Here is an 11,238-nt window from a genome sequence, read left to right on the forward strand (position 1 = left end):
GGGTCAGCCCTGCTGCTTCAGGAGCGTGTCGCACGCCTTGACAGCGTTGTCGAGAGCGTCCTTGGGGCTCTCCTTGCCCTGCAGCGCCTTGGCCACCTCGTTGCGCAGGGCGGTCTTCATCTGGTCGCTGAACAGCACGGGCGTGTAATTGACCGCGTTCTTCAGCGACTTGGCGGCGGCGATCCGGACGCGGGTCTCGTCGGTGCCGTCCTCCTTGGTGAAGTACGGGTCGTCGAGCGAGCCGGCGGTGCTCGGGAAGATGGCGACCTTCTTGGCGAACGACATCTGGTGCGTGGCGTCGGTGACCCAGTGCGCGAAGGCGATCGCGGCCGGCTTCTTCTTGGTCTGCGCGTTGACCATCAGGCCCATCACGTACATGTTGACGTGGCCGGTGCTGGTGATCTGGTCCGTGATGCCGATGTTCTTGTACAGGTTCGGCGCCTGCTTCTTGAAGTTGCCGAGGTCCAGTGCGCTGCCGGGGTTCATGGCGACGGCTCCGGTGAGGAACTTCTTGCCGGAGGACTCGGGGGTCGCGGTCAGCGCCTGCGGGTCGAGCGCCTGGGCGTCGTACAACTCCTTGTACTTGGTGAGGAGTTCGATGCCCTTCGCGTCGTTGAAGGCGAAGCCGTCGCCCGCCTTGTTCATCAGCTCGACGCCGTAGCGGCCGAAGTCCTCGACGGTGGGCACGTTGGCGAGGGTGGCGACCTTGCCGTCGCTCTTCTTGGCCAACTCCAGGGCGTCGGTGAAGAGTTCGTCGTACGTCTTCGGCGGCTGGTCGGGGTCGAGCCCGGCCTCCTTGAAGAGGGACTTGTTGTAGAAGAGCGGCCCGGTGTTGAGGTACCAGGGGAAGGCGTACGTGCCGGTCATGCCCGGTATCTGGTGGCTGGCCCAAGCCCCGTCCAGATACTCCTTCTTGTACTTCGCTGCGTTCTTGTCGAGGTCGAGCGCGAAGCCGGCCTTGGCGAGCGGGGCGACGAGGTCCGGGGAGACGTTCACGACGTCGGGCAGGGTGCCGCCGGCCGCGTCCGCGCTGATCTTGTCCGGGTACCCCTCGGCGGGCTGGTCGACCCACTTCACGTGGGTGCCCGGATACTGCTTCTCGAAGTCGGCGATCACGCCCTCGAAGTACGACTTGAAGTTCGCGCGCAGGTTCCAGGTCTGGAAGGTGATGTTGCCTTCCACCTTGCCGGAGGCGTCGGAGGAACCGCCGTCGTCGCTCCCGGAACCGCAGGCGCTCAGCGGCATGACGAGGGCGGCTACGGCGGTAGCGGCGAGGGCTCTGCGGGATATGGGCACGGTGACACGGCTCCCTTGGCGGCGTCGGCGGCTGGGACGCCATGGACCTTGCCCGGGGCTCCCGAGGAAAGTCAATGGATTCGGCACAGCTAAAGAAATCTGTTCCCCATTAGTGCAGGTCAGACGGATGTGATCGGCCTCTTGCCACTTCCGACTAATGCGCTTTAGGGTGATCGCACTCAAGCGCATTAGCTGTGCTGTGTCGCATCGTGTTGAATCGTGAGAAATGGGGATCCCCATGCCGGCGAAGCGGTCCCCGGCGCGCCGTCCGACCATGAAGGACATCGCGCGGCGCGCCGGCGTCTCCGAGAGCGCGGTGTCCTTCGCGCTCAACGACCGTCCCGGAGTCTCGGAGGTCACCCGCGACCGGGTGCGCCGGGTCGCCGAGCAGTTGGGCTGGCGGCCCAGCACGGCGGCCCGCGCGCTGTCCGGTGAGGGCGCGGCCACGGTCGGCTTCGTGCTGGCCCGGCCCGCGCACACGTTGGGCGTGGACTCCTTCTTCCTCCAACTCGTCTCGGGCATCCAGGAAGTGCTGGCGGAACGTCATCTCGGCCTGCTCTTCCAGGTGGTCGAGGACGTCGAGGACGAATGCGCGGTCTACCGGCGCTGGTGGGCCGAGCACCGCGTGGACGGCGTACTCGTCGTGGATCCGCGCACCGACGACCCGCGCCCCGACCTGCTGGACGAACTCGGCCTGCCCGCCGTGGTGATCGGCGGCGCACCCGACGAACGTCATCCCGGTCTGTCGACGGTGTGGGCGGACGACGCGGCCGCGATGGCCGCGGTGGTGGACGGTCTGTACGCGCTCGGCCACCGCCGGATCGTGCACATCGCGGGTCTGGCGGGCCTGGCCCATACCGAGCGCCGGGTCCGCACCCTGCGCGCGGAGGCGGCCCGACGCGGCCTGACCGGCGTCCAGTCGGTGACCACCGACTACTCCGACGCGGAAGGCGCGGCCGTCACCCGCCGTGTCCTGGAGGACCCCGCTCCCCCGACCGCCCTGATCTACGACAACGACGTGATGGCCGTCGCCGGGGTGGCCGCGGCCACCGAACTCGGCTTCGCCGTACCGGCGGACGTCTCGGTGGTCGCCTGGGAGGACTCGGCCCTGTGCCGCATGGTCAAGCCCTGGCTGTCCGCCCTGTCCCGCGACAGCGTGGAGTTCGGACGCACCGCGGCACGGGAGTTGACCGCGTTGCTGGACGGAGGGCCGGCGCGGGCGGAGCGGGTGCCGGTGCCTCGGTTGATCGTGCGGGACAGCACGGGAGCGGCGCGCGACCTGGACAGTACGAGGGCGGCTGCGCGCGGCCTGGACTGAACCCGCCGATAGCCCGCGAGGACGGCCCCGGCACCTCTCAGGGCGTCCCGGCGGGGCGCGCGTCCGCGTCCAGGGCCGCCAGGCGGTCCCGTATCTCGGCGGTGCGGGGGGAGTTGAGCGCGGTGTAGAGATCGAGGGCGTGTCGCCAGTGCTCACGGGCGCGGTCGTGAGCACCCGTCTCCTCGTGGACCCCGGCCATCCCGATGTGGGCGCGGGCCTGTTCCTCCTGGTCCTCGATCTCCTGCGCGACGGTCAGCGCCTCGGTGTGCGCCGCGAGTGCCTCGGCCGGCTGGTCCATGCCGTGCAGGGCTTCGCCCAGGCCGTTGAGGGCGCCCACCTCGCCGTACCGTTCGCCGATTCTGCGGAACAGGGCGAGGGCCTTGCGCTGGTGGTCGGCGGCGGTCTCGTACCGGTCGAGCCGGGCGTAGGTCTCACCGAGGTTGGAGAGCGCGTGCGCCTCCCCGGAGCGGTGGCCGAGACCGCGGAACGCGGTCAGGATCCGCTGGAAGGTGTCGGCCGCCGCGGTGTGGTCGCCGAGCCGGTTCTGCACGATGCCGAGATTGCCGAGCGCGGAGGCCTCTCCGAAGACGTGCCCGGCCTCCTGGTACAGCGCCAGGGCTTGCCGGTGGTTGTCCGCGGCTGTCTCGTACTCGTGGAGCAGCTCGTGGATGATGCCCAGGTTGTTCAACGCGTCCGCCTGACCGCCCGGATCACCGGTCTGCCGGAACAGCGTGACGGCCTGGCCGTGGCAGTCCAGTGCCTGACGGTACTGACCCCGCAGTTCGTGGAGCACTCCCTGGTTGGTCAGATTGCGCGCCTCTCCGGTGCGGTTGCCGATCCGCCGGTAGAGGGCGAGCGCCTGCTGGTGGTGGGTCGCCGCCGCCTCGTAGCGCGCGAGTCGCCGCTGGATGACGCCCAGGCAGGTCAGCACGTCGGCCTCGCCCTCGAGGTCGTTCGCCTCCCGGGCCGCGCGGCCGGCGTGGGCGTAGACGACCAAGGCGTCGGCGAAGTGCCCGCCGCTCTCGAAGTAGCGGTGAAGGACGGTGGCCGTGCGGGTGGCGTGCACCGCCCGGCCGCGAGCGGCCGCCTCGGCGCAGACGGTCACCAGGACCCGCTGCTCGGTGTCCAGCCACTGCCGCGCCTGCGCCGCGTCCGTCAGGTGCGGCAGGGCGCCGCTCCGCGCGGTGACACGGGGGCGCAGCCGGCGTTCGGCCGGGTGCAGGAGGTCCATCGCGGCCGCCGCGCCCGCGAGGTAGTGGTCGAAGAGACGGTCGAGCGCCAGGTCCCGGTCGTGCTCGCTGTCCTGGGTCTCGGCCTGCCAGGCGGCGTAGACGCGCAACAGGTCGTGCATGCCGTAGCGGCCGGGGCGCATCGGCTGGATCAGGTGGGCGCGGGTGAGCACCGCGACCGTGCGCCGGGCGTCGTGGAGGGAGATGCCGGCGAGGGCGGCGGTAGCGCGGGTGTCGAAGTCGGGGCCGGGGTGCAGGCCGAGCAGCCGGAAGGCGGTCGCGGCGTCGGCGGGGAGCCGTTGGTAGGACCAGGAGAACACGGCCCGTACGGCTGCCCGGGGGTCCCCGCCGACGTCCAGCAGGTCCAGCCGCTTGCGGTGGTCGGTGAGCTCCTCGCTCAACTCGGCCAACGGCACGTCCGGTTCGGAGAGCGCCAGTTCGGCCGCCACGCGAAGAGCCAGCGGCAGGCGCCCGCACTGCTCCGACAGCGCCGCCGCGGCCTCGGGTTCGGCGTCGACCCGTCCGCCTACGAGGGTCCGCAGCAGGCCGATGGCGTCCGCGGGCGGCAGCAGGTCGAGGACGAGCCGGTGCGCGCCGTGCACGGCCACCAGGCCGGCCAGTGAGTCCCGGCTGGTCACCAGCACCTTGCAGGTGGACGTGCCCGGCAGCAGCGGGCGTACCTGTTCGGCCGACGAGGCGTTGTCCAGGACGATCAGCAGGCGTCGGCCGGACAGCTCGGTCCGGTAGCGTGCCGCGCGGTCCTCCGGCTCCTGCGGGATGTCCCGGCCGGGCACCCCGAGCGCGGCGAGGAATCCGGAGAGCGCCTCCGCCGCGGACACCGGCTCCTTCACGTCGAAGCCGCGCAGGTTCACGTAGAGCTGCCCGTCGGGGAACTCCTCCCGCGTTTGGTGGGCCCAGCGGACCGCGAGGGCGGTCTTGCCCACTCCCGCGGTGCCGGAGACAGCGGAGATCACGACGGCGGTGGCGGGCTGCCGGCCGTCGCCGACGGCGACCAAATGCGCGGACAGTTCGGCCAGTTGCTCGGCTCGACCGGTGAACGCCGGTACGTCGGCAGGTAGTTGAGCCGGTACGGGCCTGGCGGGCGCTGTCGCCGCGGCGGCCGGCACGGTCTCGCGCGGCGGTGGTTCGCCGGTGCTGCGGAGCACGGAGTCGTGGACGGCCCGCAGTTCGGCGCCGGGTTCGGAGCCGAGTTCCTCCATCAGCCGCCGCCGGGCCAGGGTGTAGCACTCCAGCGCTTCGGCGTTCCTGCCGGACGCGGCCAGCGCCCGGACGAGCTCGGCCGCCAGCGGTTCCACGAGGGGATACTCGGCGGTGAGGCCACGCATCCGACCGACCACTTCCAGCGGGTGTCCGGTCCTCGTCTCGGTCCGGGCCCAGGCGATGGCCGCGTCGAGGCGCTCCTGGCCCAGGGCCGTGCGCATCCGCTCCGCCCATGTTCCGGCCAGGCCCGCCAGGGGGATTCCGCGCCACAGGTCGAGCGCCTCGCCCAGCAGTTCACTGCGGTCGTTGTCGTCCCGGTGCGCGTCGCGTGCCCGCGCCACGAGTCTGCGGAAGCGCAGCAGGTCGACCCGTTCCCCCTGCGCCTCCAGGACGTATCCCCCGGTCACCTTGAGCAGGCGCAGCGGCGGCCGGTCCTCGCACCCCTCCGCCCGTGCCGCCTCCTCCAGTAATCGCCGGATGCGGCTCACGTGGGGGTAGAGCGCGGCGCGTGCCCCGCTGGGCGGCGTGTCGTCCCAGATCCGGTCCACCAGTGACTCCATCGTCACCGGACGACCCGCGTCGGCACCGAGCGCGGCCAGTACCGCGCGCTGCCTGGGCTGTCCCAGGTCGAGCCGGCGGCCCGCGGCCCATAACTCCAGCGGCCCCAGCAGTCGAAGATCCATGGGCGCATCCCCCGGCAGGTCAAACAGTCACGTCCGGTCTCCGACGCACCACAAGGATTCCACAAGAACTCCACAACAACCCGGTGCGAGCGTGGAGTTGTCCGGGGCGGCGCCCCGGACCGGCGAAGGAGGGGGAAGGCCATGCTCCGGACAGTCGAGGCGGCCCGGAAGCCGAGCAGGCTGCCGGACCACGGCAGGCGGAGCGGCCGACTCCAGGGTGTGGCGGCTCTGCTGTGTGCGGGGCTGCTGACCGGCTGCACGGCGGGGGCGGCTGCGACAGGGGAGCAGCCGCCCCCGGCCGCCGCAGGGGTCCGACACTCCGCGGATCTCGGTCTGTTGCTGCCGCTCGACGCCTATCGGGCGGACCCTGGCGAGCAGTTCCGCATCGACCGCGCGTACGCGACGCTGTTCCAGCGGTGCATGAAGCGGTTCGGGTGGTCCGTCCGCGCCACGAGCGCGACGGGGTCCCGGTTCCTGGCGGAACCGAACCGGGACAGGTACATGCTCACCGACGCGCGAGCCGCCTCGACGCGCGGCTACCACCCGCCGCAGAAGGAGCTGGACGCGGCGCGCAAGGCGGCCGCGAGCGAGTCCGGGCACCAGAGCACCACCTATCTGACGGCCGCGAGCGGCAAGGGCGCGGCGCGGGTGAAGGGCCGGGCGGTGCCGCCGGGCGGCTGTTCGGGCCAGGCGGCGAACCGGCTGACCAGCGCCGAGGAGCGGGAGGCCCAGCAGCTCGTGGAGAACCTGCGGGGCTGGAGCTGGTCGCGTTCGCAGCGCGACAGCCGCGTGACCGGTGTCTTCGACGCCTGGGCGGCGTGCATGACGAAGGCGGGTTTCCACTACCGGACGCCCATGGGCGCCAACGACGACCCGGCGTTCGCCGGGGACCGGCCCACCGCACGGGAGATCTCCACCGCGGTGGCCGACGTCCGCTGCAAGAAGGAGACCGGTGTCGTCCGCGTCTGGGCGGACACCGAGGCCGCCTACCAGAACCGGGCGATCGAGGAGAACCGGCCGGCGCTGGAGAAGGCCAGGAAGGCGGTCGGGAGGCAGCTTTCCGCGGCCGCCGAGGTGCTCGGGGAAGGACGGGACGGCTGACCGTCCCGCGCGACCCCGGCACGCGCAGTCCCACCCAGTGCACTACACCGGCACGCGCAGTCCCACCCAGTCCACTACAGAGGAGCAATCCATGAAACGACTTCTGTCCGTCGCGGCCGTGGCCTTCGTGCTCGCCGGGGGCGCGGTGACCGCCCTGGCCGTCCCCGCGTCGGCGGCGTGCACCGACCGGGTGTGCGTCTACGAGCGCACGGGTGGCGGCGGCACGGCCGCGGGGTTCACCACCGCCGACAACAACTTCTCCAACAACCGTTTCGTCGACGGCACCAACGTCAACGACCGCATCTCCTCGATGAGTTGCACCACCACACGGCGGCCGATCTTCTACACGGACTCCTACTGGCGCGGCCAGGGACAGCGGGTGTTCTGCGACGGCCGGCCGGAGAACGCGGTCTGGGACAACCAGTTCAGCTCCTTCTACTACGCGATCGACTGATCAGGGAGAGACACGATGAAACACCTCCGCAGCGCCGCGGTGCTGTTGCTCAGCGTCGGACTGGGTGCCGTCGCGACCATGCCGGCTCAGGCCGCGGACGTCTGCACGGACTCCGTCTGCGTGTGGGACGGGACCGGACTCAGCGGTGCGATCGCCGGGTTCACCACCGCGGACAACAACTTCGCCAACAACCGTTTCCAGGGCAGCAGCACCACCGTGAACGACCACATCTCCTCGATCGAGAACCACAACGGGAGTTCGGCGCGCTTCTACACCAACTCCTACTGGCGCGGTAACACCCAGGACGTCCCGGGCGGTTACTGGGCGAACGCGCGGTACGACAACGCGTACAGTTCGTTCCGCTACCTCATCTGAAAGGCCTGACCTGATGCTCGGCATGGTTGTCTGGGATGTCTCCTCTCGCGCTTCGACGCGAGGGCGGTAGCGACCGACTGCCTCGAAGCCCACGCCTGTCCACCGGACGGACGTGGGCTCGGCCTGCTCCTCGTCGAAGTGCTCTTCGTGCCCCCGCACGTTCGATCACGAGGAGTACACGGTGTCCACGATCAACTGGACCCAGGACCACACCCACCGTTCCGCCCACTGGCATTCCGAGAACGGCACCCCTCCCCCGAAACGAACCGTCGTCGCCGACGACCGGACGAAGGCGGCCGACGCCTACCGGCAGGCCTGTGAAGGAACGGCCCTCCTCTGGCAGGGCGACTTCCACAACGCCCGGCAACTGCTCCAGGCGTTGGGCCGCCGCCTCGACCGCAGACCGCCCAGCACCGGCACCTCCCCGAGCGACTCCTTCCGCCTCCACCGACGCGCCAGCGGTCACCGCGCCCGTGTCCTCGGCAAGCTTCTGGTGCTGTTGGACGACGACCACACCCTGGCGTTGCGCAGGGCACCCGACGTCCGCCGGGCGTGCCTGGAGGCGTACGGCCCCGCGAAGGAACCCACGGCGGTCTCCCTCCGCGAACTCCTGGGAGTGATCGGCGCTCACCAGTGGCGGCTGAAAGGCGTCGACGTACCGGCGCTCGGCGCACGCGTCCACCCGCACTACGGAGTGTTCGCACCCGTCAGAGGCGAGTACGTCGACCTGGTCGCCCACACACCGCTGCCACCGTCGATCCGCCGACGCCCCGCCACCGGTACGGCGTTCGACCTCGGCACCGGAACCGGTGTCCTCCCCGCCGTCCTGGCCCGCCGCGGTGTCGACCGAGTCGTGGCCACGGACATCAGCCCCCGCGCCCTGGCCTGCGCCGAGGAGAACGTCCACCGGCTCGCGCTCGTCGACCGGATCGAGGTGACCGGCCCCGGCCTGTTCCCCGAGGGCCGCGCCGACCTCGTCGTGTGCAACCCGCCCTGGCTCCCCGCCCGCCCGACGGGCCCCGTCGAGCAAGGCGTCTACGACCCGGACAGCACCATGCTGCACGGCTTCCTCGCCGGCCTCTCGGCCCACCTGCGACCGGGCGGCGAGGGCTGGCTCGTGCTGTCCGACCTGGCGGAACACCTCGGCCTCCGGACCCGCCCGCATCTGCTCGACACCATCCGGGCAGCCCACCTGCGCGTCGTGGAAAGGATCGACACCAAGCCCCGGCACCCCCGCGCCAAGGACACCACCGACCCGCTCCACGCGGCACGGAGCGCCGAGACCACATCCCTGTGGCGTCTGGTCGCCACACCATGACCGGCGCCCCCGAAAACGCAGTGACCCCTCAGTGCCGGACGGCTCCCTGCACCAGGAAGTGCACGCCGCTCTCCTCCCCGTCCACCGTCGCCCCCGCGTACTTGAGCATGCGCCCCATGCTCCGGTTGAGCTCGAAGGGGAAGTTGAGCGTCGGGGCGGAGACCGCGTCCAGGACCGCGGTCTGCTCCGGCGTGAGCCGTACGTCGAGGCCCGCGAGGTTGGCCTCCAGGTGCTGGAGCGTGCGCGGGCCGATGAGGGTGGAGGTGATGCCGGGGCGGTTCTGAACCCAGGCGAGTGCTACGGCGGCGGGGCTCGCGCCGATCTCGTCGGCGACCCCGGCCAGCGCTTCGATGACGGTGAACTGGGCGTCGCTGGGGGCGCCGAGCACCGACGCGCGCCGGGAGTCCGAAGGGCCCTGGTCGCGCCGGTACTTGCCGGAGAGATAGCCGCTCTTGAGGGGACTCCAGGGGAGTACGCCCATGCCTGCGTCCTGGGCGAGCGGGATCAACTCGCCCTCGATGGTGCGTTCCAGCAGGGAGTACTCCATCTGGAGCGCGGTGACGGGGGTCCAGCCGCGCAGCAGGGCCATGGTGTGCGCCTTGGCCGTGAACCAGGCCGGGGTGTCGGAGAAGCCGACGTAGCGGATCTTGCCGGCGGTGACCAGGTCGTCCAGGGTGCGCAGGGTCTCCTCGACCGGCGTGGACCAGTCGTGGTTGTGCAGCCAGTACAGGTCGATGTAGTCGGTGCGCAGCCGGCGCAGCGACTCCTCCAGCTGGCCGAGGATCGCCTTGCGGCCCGCGCCGCCGCCGTTGGGGTCGCCGGGGTGGAGGTTGCCGTAGAACTTGGTGGCCAGGACCAGGCGGTCGCGCAGGCCGGGGCGGGCGGCGAGGAAGTCGCCGAGGATCGCCTCCGACTGGCCGCCGGTGTAGAAGTTGGCGGTGTCGACGAAGTTGCCGCCGCGGTCGAGATAGGTCTGGAGGATCTTCTCGGACTCCTCGACGTCGGTGCCGAAGCCGCCGGCGTCGCCGAAGTTCATCGCCCCGAGGCAGAAGGGGCTCACGTTGAGGCCGGACCGGCCGAGGCCGACGTACGAGTCGAGTGCCATGGGATGCTCCTCAGAGTCTTGCGCCGTGGTGCGGCGGGAAGGGACTCTTCGAGCAAACCAGCCTGAGCAGCGCGGTTGTTAGTGCGATCCCCTCGACCTCTTGCACGATCCTCTCGACCTGTCGAGAAGCGCGGCGCGACGCCGGCCGACGGACCGGTGCCTGGGAAGTCCCGCGCGGCCGCCCCCATGAACGTCAATCGCCGGACACCGCCGCGTACTTCATGTGACGCTTTGCCCATGACCTCCGAAGACCCGTTGGCCGACCGGCTCCAGCTGGACCGGCCGCACTCCGCCCGCGTGTGGAACTTCCTGCTGGGCGGCAAGGACAACTACGCCGCCGACCGCGAGGCCGGCGAGATGATCGTCCAGATGTTCCCGGACATAGCGCTGCTCGCACGGCTCCAGCGCCGCTTCCTCGTCCGGGCCGTGCGCTACCTCGCCGCCGAGGCGGGCGTACGACAGTTCCTGGACGTCGGCACCGGCCTGCCCACCGTGGACAACACCCACGAGGTCGCGCAGCGCATCGCCCCCGAGAGCCGGATCGTCTACGTCGACAACGACCCGTTGGTCCTGGTGCACGCCCAGGCCCTGCTCACCAGCACCCCGGAGGGCGCCTGCGCCTACCTGGACGCCGATGTGCGCGATCCGGAGACGATCCTCCAAGAGGCCGCGAAGACCCTGGACTTCAGCAAGCCGATCGCGCTGACCATGCTGGGCATCCTGGGCCAGATCCCGGACTCCGACGAGCCCGCCGCCGTCGTGGCGCGTTTCCTCGACGCCCTCCCGCCGGGCAGCTATCTCGCCCTGAGCGACGGCACCGACACCAACGAGGCGCTCAACCAGGCGATTTCGGTCTACAACGCGAACTCCGCCAGCTCCTACCATCTGCGCGGGCAGGAGCGGATCGCGGCGTACTTCGAGGGCCTGGAGGTCATGGAGCCGGGTATCGTCCCGACCTCGCAGTGGCACCCGGAACCGGTCGACGTGGGGCGCGACCCCTCCGACGTGGACGCGATCTGCGGCATCGGCCGCAAGGTCTGAGTCTCCCGATGGGCCTGGGTGGTCCGACCGTTTGACGGTCGGCGACGCGGGCGCCGGTGCCGTACTCGACCGGGTGCTGGGCCAGGTCGAAGCGTTG

General features: G+C 70.9%; 9 protein-coding genes. 6 read left to right on the forward strand and 3 right to left on the reverse strand.

All coding sequences use genetic code 11. The annotated features are described in order from the left end of the window. Nucleotides 1-3: 3 nt before the first annotated feature. The gene (locus tag ACWD5F_RS44530; RefSeq protein ID WP_451261845.1) at nucleotides 4-1,296 is read right to left on the reverse strand and encodes an ABC transporter substrate-binding protein; all 1,293 of its coding nucleotides are present in this window, start codon (nucleotides 1,294-1,296) and stop codon (nucleotides 4-6) included. A 238-nt stretch (nucleotides 1,297-1,534) separates the two neighbouring features. On the opposite strand from ACWD5F_RS44530, the gene ACWD5F_RS44535 reads away from it, so the two are divergent. Next, the gene (locus ACWD5F_RS44535) at nucleotides 1,535-2,614 is read left to right on the forward strand and encodes a LacI family DNA-binding transcriptional regulator (RefSeq protein WP_451261846.1); all 1,080 of its coding nucleotides are present in this window, start codon (nucleotides 1,535-1,537) and stop codon (nucleotides 2,612-2,614) included. Between the two features lie 37 nt (nucleotides 2,615-2,651). Here ACWD5F_RS44535 and ACWD5F_RS44540 read toward each other — a convergent pair whose 3' ends face one another. Next, entirely contained in the window at nucleotides 2,652-5,747 is a 3,096-nt protein-coding gene (locus tag ACWD5F_RS44540) for an AfsR/SARP family transcriptional regulator (RefSeq protein ID WP_451261847.1), read from the reverse strand. 141 nt (nucleotides 5,748-5,888) lie between these two features. On the opposite strand from ACWD5F_RS44540, the gene ACWD5F_RS44545 reads away from it, so the two are divergent. From ACWD5F_RS44545 to ACWD5F_RS44560, 4 genes are all read left to right on the forward strand, one after another. Then, on the forward strand, nucleotides 5,889-6,848 hold the full coding sequence (locus ACWD5F_RS44545) for a hypothetical protein (protein WP_451261848.1): 960 nt from the start codon (nucleotides 5,889-5,891) through the stop codon (nucleotides 6,846-6,848). Between the two features lie 91 nt (nucleotides 6,849-6,939). After that, entirely contained in the window at nucleotides 6,940-7,302 is a 363-nt protein-coding gene (locus ACWD5F_RS44550) for a peptidase inhibitor family I36 protein (protein WP_451261850.1), read from the forward strand. A 15-nt stretch (nucleotides 7,303-7,317) separates the two neighbouring features. Then, a complete protein-coding gene (locus ACWD5F_RS44555) occupies nucleotides 7,318-7,677 on the forward strand; it encodes a peptidase inhibitor family I36 protein (RefSeq protein ID WP_401711589.1) in 360 nt (119 codons plus the stop codon). Nucleotides 7,678-7,858: 181 nt separating this feature from the next. Further along, nucleotides 7,859-8,995 (forward strand): methyltransferase, encoded by a 1,137-nt coding sequence (locus ACWD5F_RS44560; RefSeq protein ID WP_451261851.1) that lies wholly within the window; start codon nucleotides 7,859-7,861, stop codon nucleotides 8,993-8,995. Nucleotides 8,996-9,023: 28 nt separating this feature from the next. Here ACWD5F_RS44560 and ACWD5F_RS44565 read toward each other — a convergent pair whose 3' ends face one another. Beyond that, nucleotides 9,024-10,100: an aldo/keto reductase gene (locus ACWD5F_RS44565; RefSeq protein ID WP_401711595.1), complete on the reverse strand. Its 1,077-nt coding sequence runs from the start codon at nucleotides 10,098-10,100 to the stop codon at nucleotides 9,024-9,026. 237 nt (nucleotides 10,101-10,337) lie between these two features. On the opposite strand from ACWD5F_RS44565, the gene ACWD5F_RS44570 reads away from it, so the two are divergent. Beyond that, nucleotides 10,338-11,141 carry an SAM-dependent methyltransferase gene (locus ACWD5F_RS44570; protein WP_451261852.1) on the forward strand — a complete coding sequence of 268 codons (804 nt, stop codon included), beginning with the start codon at nucleotides 10,338-10,340 and terminating at the stop codon, nucleotides 11,139-11,141. Nucleotides 11,142-11,238: the final 97 nt, after the last annotated feature.

The sequence above is a fragment of the Streptomyces sp. NPDC002499 genome (assembly GCF_053595415.1).